The organism is Modestobacter marinus (assembly GCF_011758655.1).
Taxonomy (GTDB): domain Bacteria; phylum Actinomycetota; class Actinomycetes; order Mycobacteriales; family Geodermatophilaceae; genus Modestobacter; species Modestobacter marinus.
The window spans coordinates 3,347,578-3,365,305 of sequence record NZ_JAAMPA010000001.1; the positions used below are offsets into that span (position 1 = coordinate 3,347,578).

A 17,728-nucleotide genomic window follows, 5' to 3' on the forward strand; every position below is an offset into this window, starting at 1 on the left:
GGGTAGTTTGCTCGACGCTAAGTACTCGGGGCAAGCTGACCGGGTCCACTCCCGTCACCGGCTCCGGCCGTGGAGGAACGCGTGTCCCGTCTCGCCGTCCTGTCCCTGCGCAACCGCGCCCTGGTGGCCCTGTCCACCGTCGCCGTGCTGGTGTTCGGGCTGATCTCGGCGGGCTCGCTGAAGCAGGAGCTCATCCCCAGCCTGCAGATCCCCGCCGCGGCCGTCGTCGCCGCCCAGCCGGGCGCCTCGCCCGACGTGGTGGCGCGCCAGGTGGTGCAGCCACTGGAGCAGGCCATCGGCACCGTGGACGGCGTGGTCGCCACCACCTCGACCGCCAGCACCGGGCTGGCGACGGTCACCGTGGAGCTGGAGTACGGCTCCGACCTGGACCGGGCCACCGCCGCGCTGCAGACCGCGGTCAGCAGGGTGCAGGCCCAGCTCCCCGCCGACGTCGAGCCCCAGGTGCTCGCCGGGTCGCTGGCCGACCTCCCGGTCGTGCAGCTGGCGATCGCCGCGCCGGGTGACACCGCCGCGCTGTCCGACCGCATCGACGCCGCCGTCGTCCCGCTGTTCGAGCAGGTCGAGGGCGTCCGCGACGTGACCGTCACCGGAGCCAGCGAGCCCCGGGTGCAGGTCACCCTCGACCCGGCCGCGCTCGCGGCGGCCGGGGTCAGCCCGGCCGCGGTGACCACCGTGCTGGAGGAGAACGGCGTGGTGCTGCCCGCCGGCACGGTGACCGAGGGCGAGCAGGCGCTCTCCGTGCAGGCCGGGGACCGGCTCACCTCGGTCGAGGAGCTCCGCGCGCTCCCGCTGACCGGCGCCGGCGGTGCGGTCACCACGCTCGGCGAGGTCGCGACGGTCGAGCTCGGTGCGGCACCGGCGACGTCCTACTCCCGGGTCGACGGCCAGCCGGCGCTCTCGGTCGGGCTGACCCAGACCCCCGACGGCAACACCGTCGACATCTCGCACGCCGTGGCGGACCTGCTCCCGCAGGTGCGCGAGCTGCTGGGCGAGGGCAGCACGGTCGCCGTCGTGTTCGACCAGGCGCCCTTCATCGAGGAGTCGATCGAGGGCCTGGCCACCGAGGGCGGGCTCGGGCTGCTGTTCGCCCTGATCGTGATCCTGGTGTTCCTGGGCTCGGTGCGCTCCACGCTGATCTCGGCGGTCTCGATCCCGGTGTCGCTGTGCGTCACCTTCATCGGCCTCCAGGTGGCCGGTTTCTCGCTGAACATCCTCACCCTGGGCGCGCTGACCGTCTCGATCGGCCGCGTGGTCGACGACTCGATCGTGGTCATCGAGAACATCAAGCGGCACCTGTCCTACGGCGAGGCCCGCACCCGGGCGATCCTCGGCGGGGTCCGCGAGGTGGCCGGGGCGATCACCTCCTCGACCATCGCCACCGCGGCGGTCTTCCTGCCGATCGCACTGGTCGGGGGCCTGGTCGGCGAGCTGTTCCGGCCGTTCGCGCTCACCGTCGCGATCGCCCTGCTCGCCTCCCTGGTCGTCTCGCTGACCATCGTCCCGGTGATCGCCTCGGCGTTCCTCACGGCACCGGAGACCGACCGCGAGGACACCGCCGAGCTGGCCCGCGACCGGGAGGCGGCCGAGGCGGCCGAGCGCCGCACCTGGCTGCAGCGGCTGTACGTGCCGGCGCTGCGCGGAGTGCTGGCGCACCGCCGGTGGACCGTCGCCGGCGCGCTCGTCGTCTTCGTCGGCACCCTGGCGCTCACCCCGCTGCTGCAGACCAACTTCATCGGCGACGCCGGCGAGGACACCGTCACCGTCACCGCCGCCTACCCGGCCGGTACCAGCCTGGCGGCGCAGGACGAGCGGGCCCGGGCGCTCGAGGAGGCGCTCGGCGAGGTGGCCGGGGTGCAGACCGTGCAGACCACCGTCGGCTCGGCCGGCGGGTTCGCCGCCTTCAGCGGGGGCGGCGGCACGCCCACGGCGACGTTCTCGCTCACCCTGGCCGAGGACGGCGACCCGGAGCAGACCCGCGCGGAGATCCGCACGGTCGCCGAGGAGCTCCCCGACGTCGGCGAGGTGACCGTGGCGGCGGCCGGCTCCGGGTTCGGCAGCTCGACGGTCGACGTGCTGGTCCAGGCCGCCGACGCCGACGTGCTGGCCGAGGCCGCCGACCAGGTGCAGCAGGCGGTGTCCGGGGTGCCCGGGGCCACCGACGTGACCAACGACCTGTCCGCCGGGCTGCCGGTGGTGCAGGTGGACGTCGACCCGCTGGCAGCGGCCCAGGCCGGGCTGACCGAGGCGCAGGTGACCCGCACCCTGGCCGGGCTGACCAACGCCGTCCCGCTGGGGGAGATCGACGTCGACGACGCGAGCACCCCGGTCTACCTGGACCCGGTGCAGGCCCCGCAGACGGTGGCGCAGCTCCGCGCGGTCGTCCTGCCGACGGCCGGGGGCCCGGTGCCGCTGACCCAGCTGGCGACGATCGAGGAGGTGCAGGCGCCGAGCTCGATCACCCGGGTGGACGGCGAGCGCAGCGCGACGGTCTCGGCGACCCCGGCGGGCACCGACCTGGGCGCCCTCACCGCCGAGCTGCAGGCGGCGATCGACGGTCTGGACCTGCCGGCCGGCGCCGAGGTGTCGGTCGGCGGCGTCGCCGCCGACCAGGGCGAGGCCTTCGCCGACCTGGGCCTGGCGCTGGTGATCGCGGTGGTGATCGTCTACCTGGTGATGGTGGCGACCTTCCGCAGCCTCGCCCAGCCGTTCATCCTGCTCGTCTCGGTGCCGTTCGCTGCGACCGGTGCGCTGCTGATGCTGCTGGTCACCGGCACCCCGCTGGGCGTGCCGGCGCTGATCGGCGTGCTGATGCTGATCGGCATCGTGGTGACCAACGCGATCGTCCTCATCGACCTGGTCAACCAGTACCGCGAGCAGGGGCTGCCGCTGGCCGAGGCGGTCGGCGAGGGGGCCCGGCAGCGGCTGCGGCCGATCGTGATGACCGCGGCGGCGACGGTGCTGGCGCTGACCCCGATGGCCGTCGGGCTCACCGGCGGCGGGGTGTTCATCTCCCAGCCGCTGGCCCTGGTGGTGATCGGCGGGCTGATCAGCTCCACGTTGCTCACCCTGCTGCTGGTGCCGGTGCTCTACACCTCGCTGGAGACCCGCCGCGAGCGGCGGGCGGCCAAGCGCGCGGCCGCCCGGGAGCCGGAGCCGGCGGCGGAGGAGCTGCAGCCGGCCTGACGCCCGGTGCGCGGTCCCGGTCGCCGGGGGCGGCGGCTCCGCCCGGGACCGCTCACTCGGCGGCGGAGGAGGCGGGGGAGGTGGCCGGGGAGGACGGCGCCGGGGGCGGTGGGCCCCCGGCGCGGCGGGGCAGCAGGGCCGTGAGCACCGCCAGCGCCAGGCACGCCGCGCAGCCCACGGCGGCCAGCGCGGTGTAGCCGCTGGACGGCGGCAAATCCGCACCGGCGGGGGTGAGCGCCTCCAGCACCGTGGCGCTCAGCGCGCTGCCCAGCGCGAACCCGACGTAGCGGAGCACCTGGTTCAGGCTCATCGCGCTGCCGGTCTCCCCGGCCGGCACGGCGCCGACGATCAGCCCGGGCAGCGCGGCGAAGGTGAGGCCCACGCCGAAGCCGGCCACCGCCATGGCCACGAACAGCTGCCACAGCTCGTCGCGGACCAGGCCGAACAGCACCGTGCCGAGCAGGAGCACGAGGGCGCCCACCGGCAGCACCACCCGCGGCCCGGCGGCCCGGTCCAGCGGCCGGCCCACCCGGCTGGCCAGGAAGCTGGCGACCGAGAACGGCAGCAGGACCAGCCCGGCGACCACGATCGAGGTGCCGAAGCCGTAGCCGGAGGACTCCGGGGTCTGCGCCAGCCGGGGCACCGAGGACAACAGCAGGTAGTTGGCCAGGCCGACGAGCAGGGCGGCGCCGTGCGCGGTCGCCGGGACCCGGCCGCGGGCCAGCCGGAGGTCGACCAGCGGGGCCGCGGCGCGCAGCTGCCAGCACACCCAGGCGGCCAGCGCGAGGACGGCGACGGCGGCCAGCCCGAGGACCGAGGGGGAGGTCCAGCCCCAGGTGCCGGCCTCGCCGAGGGCCAGCAGGCCGGTGGACAGGGCGATCCCGAGCAGCACCGCACCGGCGACGTCGAGCCGCCGGGGCGGCACGTCCGGCGAGGGCGGGTACACCAGTGCGGCGGCGGCCAGGGCGAGCACGCTGGCCCCGGCGCCGAACCAGAAGGCGGCGTGCACCCCGCCGACCTCGGCGATGGCCCCGGTCAGCGGGTAGCCCAGCCCGACGCCCGCGGCGACGGTCACCGACAGCGCGGCGACCGTCGTCCGGGACCGCTCCCCGGTCAGCGCGGTGCGGGCGGTGGCGATCGCCAGCGGGGTCAACCCGAGGCCGAGCCCCTGCAGCCCGCGGCCGGCGACCAGCCAGCCCAGGCCCAGCGGCAGGGCGGCGAGCACGTTGCCCAGCAGCACCACCGTGAGGACGACGAGCACCACGGTGCGCCGGTGCCGGCCGTCGCCGAGCCGCCCGATCACCGGCGTGGCCACCGCACCGACCACCAGGGTGATCGTCAGCGCCCACTGCGCGCTGGTGACCGAGACGTCGTTGGCCGCGGCGATGGCCGGCACCAGGGGCGCGCCCAGGCTGCTGATGACCGCGACCAGCATGGCCAGGTAGATCAGCACCGGCACGAGGGCCGGCCGGGCCGGCGACGCGGGAGGAGCGCTCACGCCGACGACGGTAGTTGCGGTCTGCACCCGGGTGGGGGTGCCGCTTCCGCCCAGCGGCCGACCGGCACCGGCCGGTGGGTAGCGTCGCCGGTGCTGGTGCAGGTCGATCACGAGGGAGCGGGATGCCGGACTGGGTGCAGGACGCGGTGTGGTGGCACGTCTACCCGCTGGGCTTCGTGGGCGCGGAGCGGGAGGCGACCGACGTCGTGGCGCACCGGCTCGACCGGATCACCGCCTGGCTGGACTACGCCGTCGAGCTGGGCGCCAACGGCCTGGCCCTGGGTCCGGTGTTCGCCTCCAGCACGCACGGCTACGACACCGTCGACCACCTGCGCATCGACCCCCGGCTGGGCGACGACGCGGACTTCGACGCGCTGGTCGCGGCCGCGCACGACCGTGGCCTGCGGGTGCTGCTGGACGGCGTCTTCAACCACGTCGGCCGTGACCACCCGGCCTTCCGGGCGGTGCTGGAGCAGGGGCCGGACGCCCCGACCGCCGACTGGTTCCGGCTGCGCTGGCCGCACGGCCCCGGTGCCGAGCCCGACTACGACACCTTCGAGGGCCACGGCCAGCTGGTCGCCCTGGACCACTCCGCGCCGGCGGTCGCCGACCAGGTGGCCGAGGTGATGACGCACTGGCTGGACCGCGGCGCCGACGGCTGGCGGCTGGACGCCGCCTACGCCGTCCCGAGCTCGTTCTGGGCCACCGTGCTGCCCCGGGTGCGCGAGCGGCACCCCGACGCCTACGTCGTCGGCGAGGTCATCCACGGCGACTACGCGCAGGTGGTGCGGGAGTCGGGGATGGACGCGGTCACCCAGTACGAGCTGTGGAAGGCGATCTGGAGCTCGCTCAACGACGGCAACCTGCACGAGCTGGCGCACGCGCTGGGCCGGCACGACGGGTTCCTGGACACGTTCGTGCCGCTGACCTTCGTCGGCAACCACGACGTCACCCGGATCGCCAGCCGGCTGGACGACGCCGCGCACCTGCCGCACGCGCTGGTGGTGCTGTTCACCGTGGGCGGCACGCCGTCGGTCTACGCCGGCGACGAGCAGGCGTTCACCGGGGTCAAGGAGGACCGGGCCGGCGGGGACGACGCCGTCCGGCCGCCCTTCCCGGGCTCCCCGGCGGAGCTGGCGCCCTTCGGCGAGCCCACCCGGAGGCTGCACCAGGAGCTGATCGGGCTGCGCCGGCGGCACCGCTGGCTGCACACCGCCCGCAGCACGCCGCTGCACCGGGACAACCGCCAGCTCAGCTACGCGGTCGCCGGGGACGGGCAGCGGCTGGTCGTCGCCCTCAACCTGGCCGACGGCGAGGCGACGGTGCCGGCCGCTGGCGCGGGGGAGCTGCTCGCCGGCGTGGGCACCGTCCGGCAGCCGGGCACCGACCGCGCGGCCGTCTCGCTCCCGGCGCACGGGTGGGCCATCCTGGCGGGGTGAGCACCGACCGGGTGAGCCCCGCCCGGACTCCGGGTGAGCAAGTGCACAGCCCGATCCGGGAAGGACGGGCGGCGGGACGGCGTCGTCCCTGTACGTGACCCAGCCAGCTGTCCGGACGCCGTCCCGCGCCTACGTGATCTGGCTGATCGGCCTGGTGGCCTACGCGGTCGCGATCTTCCACCGGGCGTCCCTGGGTGTCGCCGGCATCGAGGCGCAGGAGCGGTTCTCCGCCGGCGCGTCGGCGATCTCGCTGTTCCTGGTGCTCCAGCTGGCCGTCTACGCGGGGCTGCAGGTGCCGGTCGGCGTGCTGCTGGACCGGTTCGGCTCCCGCCGGATGATCGTCGCCGGTGCGCTGACCATGGCGGTCGGGCAGTTGGTGCTGGCGCTGGCCAGCGACGTGCCGACCGCCGTCGCGGCCCGGGTGCTGGTGGGCGCCGGTGACGCGATGACCTTCATCAGCGTGCTCCGGCTGGTGCCGCTGTGGTTCCCCGGGCGCACCGTCCCGGTGGTCACCCAGCTCACCGGCATCCTCGGGCAGGTGGGCCAGATCGTGGCCGCCTACCCGCTGGTCGCGCTGCTGCACAGCGCCGGCTGGACGCCCACCTTCCTGGGGGCCGCGGCGGTCAGCGTGCTGGTCGGCGTCCTGGTGCTGGTCGCGCTGCGCGACGCCCCGCCCGGCACGCCGGCCCCGACGGTCGCCGGGATGGCCGCCGTCCGGGCGAACCTGGCCGCCGCTTGGCGGGAGCCGGGCACCCGGATCGGCCTCTACACGCACCTGGTCACCCAGTTCTCCGGCACCGTCTTCGCGCTGCTGTGGGGCTACCCGTTCCTGACCGTGGGCCAGGGGCTGGCGCCGGCGACGGCGGCCGGGCTGCTGACCCTGCTGGTGCTGGTCGGCATGGGCTTCGGGCCGCTGCTGGGCCGGCTGGTCGGGCAGTGGCCGCTGCGCCGGTCCAACCTGGTCTTCGGCATCCTCACCGCCACGGCGGCGGTCTGGACGGTCGTGCTGCTGTGGCCGGGCCCCGCACCGATGTGGCTGCTGGTCGTGCTGGTGGTCGTGCTGGGCACCAACGGCCCCGGGTCGATGATCGGCTTCGACTACGCCCGCACCGAGAACCCGGTCGAGCGGTCGGGCAGCGCCACCGGCTTCGTCAACGTCGGCGGGTTCTTCGCCTCGCTGTGCACCGTGCTGGCGATCGGCTTCGTGCTGGACGCGATGACCCCCGGCAGCTCCACGGACTACTCGCTGGACGCGTTCCGGGCGGCGTTCGCGGTGCAGTACGTCTTCTGGGCGATCGGCCTGGTCGGGGTGCTGACCCACCGGCGGCAGCTGCGTGCGCGGATGGCCCGGGACGGCGTCGTCCTGGTGCCGCTGGTCACCGCGGTCAACGCCCGGCTGCGGGGACGGTCGGCCTACCCGGCACCGCCCCGCGAGGACGGCTGACCGCCCCGCGAGGGCTGACCGGTCACATCGAGCGGGTCTCGCCGGCCCGGTCGGCGAAGGCGGCGACGAGTTCCCCGGTCAACGCCAGCTCGACCCGGCGGCGCATGTCCCGCACCGCCTCGGCGTCGGCCCCGGCCGCCTGCTCGGGCAGCTGCGCCAGGGTCTCGTCGGCCGCGCGGCGCACCTCGGCCCGCTGGGCGTCGTCCCGGCAGGAGACCGCGACGTCGCGGAGCATCTGCAGGACCGAGCCGAGGACGCTGGGCTCGCTGCCGCCGTACCGGCGCAGCTGCCCGCAGCACAGCTCCAGGTAGTAGCGCAGGTCCCGGTCGGGGACGATCGCCCGGCCGGCGCCGTCGGCGTCCCGGTGCAGCGTCGGTCCCGTGTGCGAGCCCACGACAAGGGTCAGCAGGTCGCCCATGTGGCCCAGCGCGGTGCTCGCGGTGACCGGGTCGTTGATCGCCGGGGAGACGGCCTTGACCGCGATGTCCGCCAGCTGGCGGAACCCGAACCCGGCGTCCTGGTCGAGGGTGCGCTCGTACCCCAGGTCGACGGCCGCCCGCACCTCGCCGGCCAGCGCGCCGGCCACCTCACCACCGCGGCAGGCCCACACCGTCGCCACCGGGGTGTGCTGCACGACGTGGTCGCCCGGCCGGGTCTCGATCCGGACGACGGCGTCGTGCCGGCGAGCCGCCCGGACCAGCCGCTCGACGTCGACGCGGCGCACGTACCCGCTCCGCGGCGCGGCCACCAGCTCGCCCCGTGCCGGGTCCAGGTCCAGCTGGTCCGGGTCGTCGAGCGGCTCGTCGTGGCGGGGGTAGAACTTCGCGATCGCCGTCCGGGTCTCGTCGTGCACCTTGAGCATGAGGGTGTCCACCCGCAGCAGCCGGGTCATGTGGGTGATGAACGTCAGCCCGGCAGCGAACGCGGCGATGCCGAGCAGCATCGAGACGAGGGCACTGACCACCGGCACCGGTGAGGTGCTGTCGAGCTGGCGGATCGCCACGATGCTGTAGACGAACGCCGCCGTGAGCACGGCGAGCACGCCCTTCCAGACCCGGTCCCGGGTCACCTCGCGCAGCAACCGCGGGGAGAACTGCTGCGAGGCCAGTTGCAGGGCGACCACCGTCAAGCTGAAGGTCAGCGTGGTCACCGTGATCACCGACGTGACGACGACCTGGAACACGGTGTCGGCGGCGCTCTGGTCACCCGGCCAGAGGTGCGTCAGCCAGCCGCTGGTGGGCCGGATGGTGGTCAGCCAGAGCGCGGCGCCCGCCGCGACGACCCCGGCCGCGGACGGCCAGACCCACAGCGGTGACCGCGAGCCCTCGGCGCTGCCCCGGCCGGTCACCGGGGCGCTCCGGCGCGGCGGGCGAGCACGATCGCGTAGTCGAACCGGCGGCCGTCCCGCTCGACCGGCAGCGCCAGGTGCTCGACGTCGGCGACGCCGGGCAGCCCGGCGAGCCGGTCGGCCAGCTGGGGCGCGGGGTCGCTCGACCAGACGGCCAGGACGCCGCCGACCCGCAGGGCCGCGATCGCGGTGGTCAGGCCGGCCGGGGAGTAGAGCCCGGCGTTCGTCCGGTGCACCAGGAAACCCGGGCCGTTGTCCACGTCGAGCAGCGCGGCGTCGTACCGGCCGGGGGAGGCGGCGAGGTGGTCGGCCACGTCGATGACGTGCAGCGCCAGCCGCGGGTCGTCCGCCGGCAGGACCGGCAGCAGGCCCCGGCCGGCCCACTCGACCAGCGGGCCCTGCAGTTCGGCGACGTCGACCTCGGCGACGCGGGGGTCGGCCAGGGCGGTGGCCGCGGTCCAGCCCAGGCCGAGCCCGCCGACCAGCACCCGCAGCCGCTCGCCGGGGCAGCGGGCGAGCGCCTCGGTGGCCAGCGCCCGCTCGGTGGCGGTGTCCACGTCGTCCATCGCGAAGACGCCGTCGACGATCAGCTCGGTCACCGCGGTGCCGTCGGGGTGCGTGCGCCGGCGCAGGACCACCTCACCGTGCGCGCCGGACGCCCTCCCCAGCTCCACCAGCCCGTCGTCGAACACCGCGTGAGTCTGCGGCAGCGCCGGTCCGGCAGCGACCCGGACCCCGGCGGGCCGGGTCAGCGGGCGCGCAACCGCAGGGTCTGGCCGGGGCGCAGCTGGGCGCAGGTGTCGACGTCGGCGTCGCTCACGTACCCGATCACCGGGTAGCCGCCGGTCACCGGGTGGTCGGCGAGGAACAGCACCGGCAGCCCGGACGGCGGCACCTGCAGCGCCCCGCGGACCATCCCCTCGCTGGGCAGCTCACCGGTGCGCAGCCGCTCCAGCGGCGCGCCATCCAGCCGCAGGCCGACCCGGTTGCTCTCGCTGGTGACCGTCCAGGCCTGCCCGGTGAGCGCGGCCCAGCCGGGGTCGCCGAACCAGTCGGCCCGCGGCCCGGGCAGCACGGCCACCGCGACCTCGCCGGTGGCCGGCTCGGGCACCGGTGCGAGGTCGACGCCGGGAGCCGGGTCGACGGGGGTGCCGACCGGGAGCACGTCCCCGGTGGCGACCACCGCCGGCCCCAGCCCGGCCAGCAGGTCGGTGGCCCGCGAGCCGAGCACCGGCGGGACGTCGATGCCGCCGCGCACCGCGAGGTAGCTGCGCAGCCCGCTGGCCGGCGGGCCGAGCCGCAGCTCCTGCCCCCGGCGGAGCACCGTCGGCGCGGCGTGCGGCGCGCCGGGGCAGCGGGCGCCGGTGGTGACCACCAGCAGGTCGGCCTCGGCCCGGACGGCGAGCCCGCCGAAGGTCACCTCCAGCACCGCGGCGTCGGTGGGGTTGCCGACCAGTCGGTTGGCCAGCCCGGCCGACGCCCGGTCGCAGACGCCGGAGCGGCCGATGCCCAGGGCGGCCTGCCCGGGGCGGCCGAGGTCCTGCACGGTGGTCAGCGGCCCGGTGGCCAGCACGGTCAGGCTCATCGGCCGGCCACCACGAACCGCACCCGGGTGCCCGGCCGCAGCAGCGCGGCGGGCTCGCGGTGCAGGTCGAACACCGCGACGTCGGTGCGGCCGATCAGCTGCCAGCCGCCGGGGGACTCGCGCGGGTAGACGCCGCTGAACTCCCCGGCCAGCGCGACCGAGCCCGGGGGCACCTTGGTGCGCGGGCTCGCCCGGCGGGGCACGTCCCACTGCTCGCCGGGCTGGGTGAGGTAGCCGAAGCCGGGGGCGAAACCGCAGAAGGCCACCGTCCACTCCGCGCCGGTGTGCCGCTCGACCAGCCCCTCCGGCGTGAGGCCGAGCAGCTCGGCGGCCTCGGCCAGGTCGGCGCCGTCGTAGTGCACCGGCAGCTCGATGCGGTCGCCGACGGCCTGCGCGTCCGGCCGCGGCGTCGTCGCCCGGACGGCGTCGGCCACCGCGTCCAGCGTGGTGACCGCCGGGTCGGTCATCAGCAGCACCGTGCGGGCGGCCGGGACGACGTCCACCACCCCGTGCGGCGGCTCGGCGCTGAGCGCGGCGTACAGCGCCAGGACGTCGTCCAGCCCGTCGAGCTCGACCAGCAGGGCGGCGCTCCCGCTGGGGAGCAGGCGCATCAGCCGGCGAAGGGGGCCAGCTCGACCCCCGCCGTGGTCAGCGCCGCGCGCACCTGCCGGGCGATCTCCACCGCGCCCTGGGTGTCGCCGTGCACGCAGATGGAGTCCGGCCGGATCGTGAGCTCGCCGCCCTCGACGTCCCGGACCGGTTCGCCGGCGGCCATCGCCACGCACCGGGCGGCGATCTCGGCCGGGTCGTGCAGCACCGCGCCGGGCAGCCGCCGGGAGACCAGCGTGCCCTCCGGGGTGTAGGAGCGGTCGGCGAACGCCTCGTGCACCACGGTGAGCCCGGCCTCGCCGGCCAGCCGCAGCCACGCCGAGCCGGGCAGGCCGAGCACCGGCAAGGTCCGGTCGTAGGCGACGACGGCGGCCACCACCGCGGCCGCCTGCTCCTCGTGGTGCACGATCGCGTTGTAGAGCGCGCCGTGCGGCTTGACGTAGCGCACCCGGTCGCCGGCGATCCGGGCGAAGGCCTCGAGCGCGCCGATCTGGTAGACGACGTCGGCGGTCAGCGCCTCGGGCTCGACGTCGATGAACCGGCGGCCGAAGCCGGGCAGGTCGCGGTAGCCGACCTGGGCGCCGATGGCCACCCCTGACTCGACGGCCCTGGCGCAGACGCGCCGCATGATCGTGGCGTCACTGGCGTGGAAACCGCAGGCGACGTTGGCGCTGGTGACCAGCCCCAGCAGGGCGTCGTCGTCGCCGAGGGTCCACTGGCCGAAGCCCTCACCGAGGTCGGAGTTGAGGTCCACGCGTGCTGGCGTCATGGTGTGCATCCTCCTCAGGAGAACAGGTCGATGACGGGCTGGATCGACCGGACGGCCAGGTACAGGGTCAGCAGCCAGGCGACCCAGCCGATCACCAGCAGCCAGCGCGGGTAGCGGTAGCCGTTGAGCAGGTCGGTGCGGCGGGTGGCCACCCAGAGCAGGACGGCGATCCCGATCGGCAGCAGCAGGCCGTTGAACGCCCCGGCGAACACCAGCAGCGTGGTGGGTGCGGTGCCGATCAGCACGTAGACCAGCGAGGTGAACGCGATGAAGCCGACCACCAGCAGGCTGCGAGTGCGATCGGAGGTCGTCGTCCGGGAGGTCACGAACGAGACCGAGGTGTAGGAGGCGCCGATGACGCTGGTGATCGCCGCGGCCCACAGCACGATGCCGAACACCCGCAGGCCCACCTCGCCGGCGGCCTGCTCGAACGCCGACGCCGCCTGGTTGGTCGGGTCGAGGGCCGCGCCGCCGGTGACCACGCCGAGGATCGCCAGGAACAGCACGACCCGCATGACGGCGGTGATCAGGATGCCGGTGACCGAGCCGCGGGTGATGTCCCGGACCCGGCCGGGGCCGGAGATGCCGGAGTCCAGCAGCCGGTGGGCGCCGGCGTAGACGATGTAGCCGCCGATGGTGCCGCCGACCAGCGTGGTGATCGCCAGGACGTCGATGTCCTCGGGCAGCACGACGTTGCGCAGTGCCTCGCCGACCGGCGGCCCGGAGGTGATCGCGACGTAGCTGGTCAGCACGATCATCACCAGCCCGAGGACGACGACGATCCGGTCGACCGCCACCCCGGCCCGCTTGCTCAGGAAGATGCCGATGGCGATCAGCGCCGACAGCGCCCCGCCGAGCTTCGGGTCCAGGCCGAGCATGGCGTTGGTGCCCAGGCCCGCACCGCTGACGTTGCCGATGTTGAACACCAGCCCGCCGATCAGCAGGAAGGCGGCCATCACCCAGCCGAGCCCGGGGGCGACCAGGTTGCCCAGCTCCTGCGCGCGCCGGCCGCTGACGCCGATGACCCGCCAGACGTTCAGCTGCAGCGCGATGTCGATCAGGATCGAGATGACGATCGCGAAGGCGAACGCGGCGCCCAGCTGGACGGTGAAGGCGGTCGTCTGGGTGATGAACCCCGGGCCGATGGCCGAGGTCGCCATCAGGAACATCGCGCCGAGCAGGGTGGAGCGGGTGCTCGTGGCCAGCCGCCCGTTCGGTGCGGTGGAGGGCTCGGCGGGGGTGCGGTGCGGTTCGGCGGCCATGGCTGCTCCCGGGTCGGGTGGGGTGGGCGCCGGTGGGAGGAGCCCTTGGCCGACGAACCTAGGGAGTTGTTGAACAATCCCTCAAGGGGATCGGACGACATTTAACTGCGCGGACACATCAGGAGACGGCAGGATGACGGCATGCCCGAGCCCGAGGACACCGCCTGGTTGCGCACCGTGGCGCACGAGGTGCGCAGCTTCGACCGCTCCAGCACGGCCGAGCGGGTGGCCGAGCTGCTGCGCTCCCGGGTGATCGAGGGCGACCTGCCGCCGGGCACCCGGCTGTCGGAGGAGCAGCTGGTCGAGGTGCTGCACGTCAGCCGGAACACCCTCCGCGAGGCGTTCCGGCTGCTCACCCACGAGGGGCTGCTGGTGCACCGGCTGCACCGCGGGGTCTTCGTGCCCGAGCTGGACGAGGACGACCTGGTCGACCTGTACCGGCTGCGGCGGACGATCGAGTGCGACGTCGTCCGGCGGCTGGAGGGCCTGGACGCCGTCCGGCTGCGGCCGCTGCACGACGCCGTCGCCGCCGGGGAGGACGCCGCCCGGCGCGGCGACTGGGTCGCGGCCGGCACCGCGAACATGCGCTTCCACCAGCACCTGGTCGCGCTGGCCGGCAGCCGGCGGATCGACGAGACGACGGCCCGCGTGCTCGCCGAGCTGCGGCTCGCCTTCTCCGCCATCGCGGTGCCGCAGCGGCTGCACGAGCCCTACGTCAGCCGCAACCGCGCGCTGCTGGACCTGCTGACCGCCGGGGAGGTCGAGCAGGCCGCCAAGGAGCTCGAGGCCTACCTGCACGACTCGGAGGCCGAGCTGCGCGCCGCCCACCGCGACCGTCTCCGGAGGAGCTCGTGACCCTCGTCCCCGCCGCCGACCCCACCGCCGCCCGGGCCTCGTTCCGCGCCGGGCTCGCCGTGCCCTCGTCGGGCTGGGCGCCGGGGCACACCCAGGCGAACCTCGTCGTCCTGCCCCGGGACTGGGCCTGGGACATGCTGCTGTTCGGCCAGCGCAACCCGCAGCCGGTGCCGCTGCTGGACGTGACCGACGCCGGCTCGTACCGCACCGTGCTCGCCCCGGACGCCGACCTGCGCACCGACCTGCCGCGCTACCGCGTGTGGCGGGACGGCGAGCTGGTCGACGAGCCCACCGACGTCACCGGTCTGTGGACCGACGACCTGGTGGCCTTCCTGATCGGCTGCAGCTTCAGCTTCGAGACCGCGCTGCTGGACGCCGGGGTGCCGGTGCGCAACATCGAGCAGGGCCGCAACGTGTCGATGTACCGCACCGACCGGGAGTGCCGGCCGGCCGGGCGGCTGTCCGGGCCGCTCGTGGTGTCGATGCGCCCGGTGCCCGCGCACCTGGTGACCACCGCCGTGCAGGTGACCGCCCGGATGCCGCAGGTGCACGGGGCGCCGGTGCACGTCGGGTCGCCGGCGGCGCTCGGCATCGCCGACCTGGCCCGGCCCGACTTCGGCGACCCGGTCGAGGCGGAGGACGGCGACGTCCCGGTGTTCTGGGCGTGCGGGGTGACGCCGCAGGCCGCGCTGATGGCCTCCCGCCCGCCGTTCGCGATCACCCACGCCCCGGGGCACATGTTCGTCACCGACGTCCCGGACGCGGTGTACCGGCAGCCCTGAGCGGGCTCAACCCTCGCCGGCGCGGAAGCAGGCGGCGATCTCGTGCTCCCGGGCCGCCAGCTCCGCACTGCTGCTGTCGGAGTACGACGGGTCCTCGTAGTTCAGGTAGGCGCCGTTCTCCTGCAGCTCGACGCGGAGCCCGAGCGACTCCAGGCAGGGCGCGACGAGGGCGTTGTCGACCGGGCCGGTCGGGTACTCCGGCCAGGACGGCGGCTGCCCGTCCAGCATCGGGAACAGCGGCTCCGAGGCGACACCGCCGACGATGACCCGTACCTCCCCGGCGCTCCAGATCACGGGGACGGGGACCACGCCCACCGGCACCCCGTCGATCATCGGCAACGGGTCGAAGTCGCGCACCAGTTCGCCGCTGGGCGCCCGGTCCAGGCTGGGGGAGTACTCGGCCTCCAGCCCGGGCTCGCCGAGCACCACGAGCGTGCCCGTCTCGGCCGAGGCGTCGATCAGCGCGAGCCGCTCCCGGGAGCCGAGTGGCATCGAGCCGAAGACCAGGGTCATCTCCGCAGGCTCCGCGCCCCGTGCGCCGGTGAACCACCCCCAGGCCCAGCCCGTGCCGGACCGGGCGACCACCACGGCCCACCGGTGGCCCCCGGGGACGTCGGCGGCGTACACCACGCGGCTGGTGTCCAGGTCCGGCGTCGGTCCACCCCAGTACCCGATCTCGCCGTCCGGTCCCGCCGGACCGGTCCAGGGGGTGGCCGCCATGGCGGCCAGGAACTCCTCGTCGTCGGCGAGGGAACCGCGGACGGGGGAGTCGTACAGCGTGGGCGCCGGCGCGGCGTAGCTGCTGGTGCGGGGAGCCGGGGACAGGGACGGGGACGGGGCTGCGGTCGACGGGTCGGTCACCGCCGAGCGGGCGAGCGAGGCGCCGGTGCCCAGCAGCACGACGGCGAGGACGCCGGCGCCCCAGCGCCCAGCGCGCCGACGGCGGCGACGGTCCACGGCGACGGCCCGTGCCGCGGTGCTGCCGTCCACCGGGTGTGCCCGCCCGGCGAGCTGGTGCAGCCGGGCGGCCACGGCCTGGGCGACGTCCCCGGTCACGTCGGCCGCCGGTAGATCGCGTCCGGGTCGTCGTCCTGGCAGGGCGGGACGGCGACCGGCGCCGGCGGCGTCGGCGGCCGGACGGGCGGGGGCGGCGGGGTCCCCGGGCGGCGGTAGATCGCGTAGGGGTCGGTGGCGGCGTCGGAGGTGATCGGGGGGCGGTGGATCGCACCGCCGTCGGCGGCTGGGGTCCCCGGCCGGCGGTAGATCGCGGAGGGGTCGGCGGGATCCGGTCGGCGATGCGTCGCGGAGGCGTCGACGCCGTCCGCGGTACCGGGGCGGCGGTAGGCCGCGTAGGGGTCGGTGACGACGTCGGTCGTCCCCGGTCGGTGGTGGGTCGCATGAGGGTCGGTGCCATCGGCGACGGAGGTCCCCGGGCGGCGGTAGACCGCAGCGGGGTCGGTGACGACGACGGAGACCCCCGGTCGACGGTGGGTCGCGTCGGCGGTGACGTCGTGCGGGACCGGCCTGTCCTGCGCCACCGCAGCCGACGGTGCCGGCGCGGTGTCCGGCTCGGCCGGGTCGCTCGCCAGCAGGGGCGCCAGCGTCTCCAGCGCGTCGGCCAGGGCGGCGCCCACCTCGGCCATGGAGCAGTCCAGCAGGGTCGCGACCTCGGCCTCGTCCCGGCCCTCGTGCAGCCGGAGCACGGTCACCGCGCGGGCGCGCGGGTCCAGCCCGGCGAGCGCCGCCAGCCACCGGTCGTCGGGGTCGTCCGCCGGCCCTGCCACGAGGACGCCGTCCCGACCGGTCGCGGGGAGGGGGGTGCGGCCCAGCGTGGCGGAGAGGAGCGCGTCGCGGGTGTCGGCGAGGGCGTCGGCCGGTGCGTCCAGCCGCCGCCAGCGGCGGTGGGTCCGGGCCAGGGCCGCCACCAGCAGGTCGTCGGCGGCGACGGGGTCGCCGGTGAGGAGCAGGGCGGTCCCGCGCAGCTCCTGCTCGTGCTCGGCCACGAAGGCGGCGAAGCCGTCCTGCCGCTGGTCCACGCCCACCCCTCCCGGCCCGCCGGTGATGGCGGCACCGTATCGGGGCGATCGTGTTCCGTCAGCAGGCGGCACACTGGCCGCTGATGTCCCCGGACCCGGATCCTGCCGTCGTCGCCCGGTTGCGTGCGGCGGGCTGCGTGTTCGCCGAGGAAGAGGCGGTGCTGCTGCTGGCCGAGGCCGCGTCGGCTGCCGAGCTCGACGGTCTGGTCGCGCGGCGGGTGTCGGGCGAGCCGCTGGAGCAGGTGCTGGGCTGGGCGGAGTTCTGCGGCCTGCGGCTCGCCGTCGAGCCGGGGGTGTTCGTGCCGCGGCAGCGCACCCGGCTGCTGGTGCGGGAGGCGGTGGCCCTCGCCGGCCCGGGGTCGGTCGTCCTGGACCTGTGCTGCGGGGTCGGCGCGGTGGGGGCGGCGGTGGCGGCCGCGGTCCCCTCGATCGAGCTGCACGCCGCCGACCTCGACCCGGCCGCCGTCCGCTGCGCGCGGCGCAACGTGCCGGGCCCGGTCCACGAGGGCGACCTGTACGGGCCGCTGCCGGACGCGCTGCGCGGCCGGGTCGACGTCCTGGTGGCCAACGCGCCGTACGTGCCCACCGAGGCGATCGCCCTGATGCCGCCGGAGGCGCGTGACCACGAGGCGCGGGCCGCGCTGGACGGCGGGGCTGACGGGCTGGACGTGCAGCGCCGGGTGGCGGCGGGGGCGCCGGACTGGCTGGCGCCCGGTGGTGCGCTGCTCATCGAGACGGGCCGGCAGCAGGCTCCCGCGACCCTGGCCGCGTGCACCGGCGCCGGGCTGACCGGCCGGGTGGTCGAGGACGACGACCTGGCAGCCACCGTGGTCGTCGCCGTCCGCGGGGCCTGAGATGCGAACGGCCCCCTCCCGGTGCGGGAGGGGGCCGTTCGCA

15 protein-coding genes are annotated in these 17,728 nt (G+C 75.6%); 6 read left to right on the forward strand and 9 right to left on the reverse strand.

Going from position 1 to position 17,728, the window contains the following annotated elements:
- Nucleotides 1–81: 81 nt before the first annotated feature.
- Nucleotides 82–3,204, forward strand: a complete 3,123-nt coding sequence (locus FB380_RS15670) for an efflux RND transporter permease subunit (protein ID WP_166755853.1) — start codon at nucleotides 82–84, stop codon at nucleotides 3,202–3,204.
- 52 nt (nucleotides 3,205–3,256) lie between these two features.
- Here FB380_RS15670 and FB380_RS15675 read toward each other — a convergent pair whose 3' ends face one another.
- Nucleotides 3,257–4,702, reverse strand: coding sequence for an MFS transporter (locus tag FB380_RS15675; protein WP_229681911.1), 1,446 nt, complete (start codon nucleotides 4,700–4,702; stop codon nucleotides 3,257–3,259).
- A 122-nt stretch (nucleotides 4,703–4,824) separates the two neighbouring features.
- On the opposite strand from FB380_RS15675, the gene FB380_RS15680 reads away from it, so the two are divergent.
- Together FB380_RS15680 and FB380_RS15685 are read left to right on the forward strand one after the other, a co-directional pair.
- Complete coding sequence (locus tag FB380_RS15680) at nucleotides 4,825–6,141, forward strand: alpha-amylase family glycosyl hydrolase (RefSeq protein WP_166755854.1); 1,317 nt, start codon at nucleotides 4,825–4,827, stop codon at nucleotides 6,139–6,141.
- 94 nt (nucleotides 6,142–6,235) lie between these two features.
- Complete coding sequence (locus FB380_RS15685; protein WP_166755855.1) at nucleotides 6,236–7,585, forward strand: MFS transporter; 1,350 nt, start codon at nucleotides 6,236–6,238, stop codon at nucleotides 7,583–7,585.
- Nucleotides 7,586–7,607: 22 nt separating this feature from the next.
- On the opposite strand, the gene FB380_RS15690 is transcribed toward FB380_RS15685, so the two are convergent.
- From FB380_RS15690 to FB380_RS15715, 6 genes are read right to left on the reverse strand one after another with little or no spacing between them, the layout of a single operon-like run.
- Nucleotides 7,608–8,933, reverse strand: a complete 1,326-nt coding sequence (locus FB380_RS15690; protein WP_166755856.1) for a DUF2254 domain-containing protein — start codon at nucleotides 8,931–8,933, stop codon at nucleotides 7,608–7,610.
- Complete coding sequence (locus tag FB380_RS15695; protein WP_166755857.1) at nucleotides 8,930–9,625, reverse strand: polyamine aminopropyltransferase; 696 nt, start codon at nucleotides 9,623–9,625, stop codon at nucleotides 8,930–8,932. Before FB380_RS15695 ends, FB380_RS15690 begins: the two co-directional genes overlap by 4 nt.
- 56 nt (nucleotides 9,626–9,681) lie before the next feature.
- Nucleotides 9,682–10,518 carry a 5-oxoprolinase subunit C family protein gene (locus tag FB380_RS15700; protein ID WP_166755858.1) on the reverse strand — a complete coding sequence of 279 codons (837 nt, stop codon included), beginning with the start codon at nucleotides 10,516–10,518 and terminating at the stop codon, nucleotides 9,682–9,684.
- Nucleotides 10,515–11,129, reverse strand: a complete 615-nt coding sequence (locus FB380_RS15705) for a 5-oxoprolinase subunit B family protein (protein WP_166755859.1) — start codon at nucleotides 11,127–11,129, stop codon at nucleotides 10,515–10,517. Before FB380_RS15705 ends, FB380_RS15700 begins: the two co-directional genes overlap by 4 nt.
- A complete protein-coding gene (locus FB380_RS15710) occupies nucleotides 11,129–11,896 on the reverse strand; it encodes a LamB/YcsF family protein (RefSeq protein ID WP_166755860.1) in 768 nt (255 codons plus the stop codon). The genes FB380_RS15705 and FB380_RS15710 overlap by 1 nt, the downstream gene beginning before the upstream one ends.
- A gap of 14 nt (nucleotides 11,897–11,910) precedes the next feature.
- Nucleotides 11,911–13,158: an NRAMP family divalent metal transporter gene (locus tag FB380_RS15715; RefSeq protein WP_188959526.1), complete on the reverse strand. Its 1,248-nt coding sequence runs from the start codon at nucleotides 13,156–13,158 to the stop codon at nucleotides 11,911–11,913.
- Nucleotides 13,159–13,299: 141 nt separating this feature from the next.
- On the opposite strand from FB380_RS15715, the gene FB380_RS15720 reads away from it, so the two are divergent.
- Together FB380_RS15720 and FB380_RS15725 are read left to right on the forward strand one after the other, a co-directional pair.
- The gene (locus FB380_RS15720) at nucleotides 13,300–14,013 is read left to right on the forward strand and encodes a GntR family transcriptional regulator (RefSeq protein ID WP_166755861.1); all 714 of its coding nucleotides are present in this window, start codon (nucleotides 13,300–13,302) and stop codon (nucleotides 14,011–14,013) included.
- Nucleotides 14,010–14,795: a putative hydro-lyase gene (locus tag FB380_RS15725; protein ID WP_166755862.1), complete on the forward strand. Its 786-nt coding sequence runs from the start codon at nucleotides 14,010–14,012 to the stop codon at nucleotides 14,793–14,795. The genes FB380_RS15720 and FB380_RS15725 overlap by 4 nt, the downstream gene beginning before the upstream one ends.
- Nucleotides 14,796–14,801: 6 nt before the next feature.
- On the opposite strand, the gene FB380_RS15730 is transcribed toward FB380_RS15725, so the two are convergent.
- On the reverse strand, nucleotides 14,802–15,851 hold the full coding sequence (locus FB380_RS15730) for a hypothetical protein (RefSeq protein WP_166755863.1): 1,050 nt from the start codon (nucleotides 15,849–15,851) through the stop codon (nucleotides 14,802–14,804).
- The gene (locus FB380_RS15735) at nucleotides 15,848–16,831 is read right to left on the reverse strand and encodes a SigE family RNA polymerase sigma factor (RefSeq protein WP_166755864.1); all 984 of its coding nucleotides are present in this window, start codon (nucleotides 16,829–16,831) and stop codon (nucleotides 15,848–15,850) included. Before FB380_RS15735 ends, FB380_RS15730 begins: the two co-directional genes overlap by 4 nt.
- Before the next feature lie 83 nt (nucleotides 16,832–16,914).
- Here FB380_RS15735 and FB380_RS15740 point away from each other — a divergent pair, with 83 nt between their 5' ends.
- A complete protein-coding gene (locus FB380_RS15740) occupies nucleotides 16,915–17,685 on the forward strand; it encodes a putative protein N(5)-glutamine methyltransferase (protein WP_166755865.1) in 771 nt (256 codons plus the stop codon).
- Nucleotides 17,686–17,728: the final 43 nt, after the last annotated feature.

Excerpts from the sequence above, each read along its gene's own strand:
- FB380_RS15680 (WP_166755854.1), top strand. The coding sequence starts at position 4,825 with ATGCCGGACTGGGTGCAGGACGCGGTGTGGTGGCACGTCTACCCGCTG.
- FB380_RS15700 (WP_166755858.1), bottom strand. The coding sequence starts at position 10,518 with ATGAGCCTGACCGTGCTGGCCACCGGGCCGCTGACCACCGTGCAGGAC.
- FB380_RS15705 (WP_166755859.1), bottom strand. The coding sequence starts at position 11,129 with ATGCGCCTGCTCCCCAGCGGGAGCGCCGCCCTGCTGGTCGAGCTCGAC.
- FB380_RS15710 (WP_166755860.1), bottom strand. The coding sequence starts at position 11,896 with ATGACGCCAGCACGCGTGGACCTCAACTCCGACCTCGGTGAGGGCTTC.
- FB380_RS15715 (WP_188959526.1), bottom strand. The coding sequence starts at position 13,158 with ATGGCCGCCGAACCGCACCGCACCCCCGCCGAGCCCTCCACCGCACCG.
- FB380_RS15720 (WP_166755861.1), top strand. The coding sequence starts at position 13,300 with ATGCCCGAGCCCGAGGACACCGCCTGGTTGCGCACCGTGGCGCACGAG.
- FB380_RS15740 (WP_166755865.1), top strand. The coding sequence starts at position 16,915 with ATGTCCCCGGACCCGGATCCTGCCGTCGTCGCCCGGTTGCGTGCGGCG.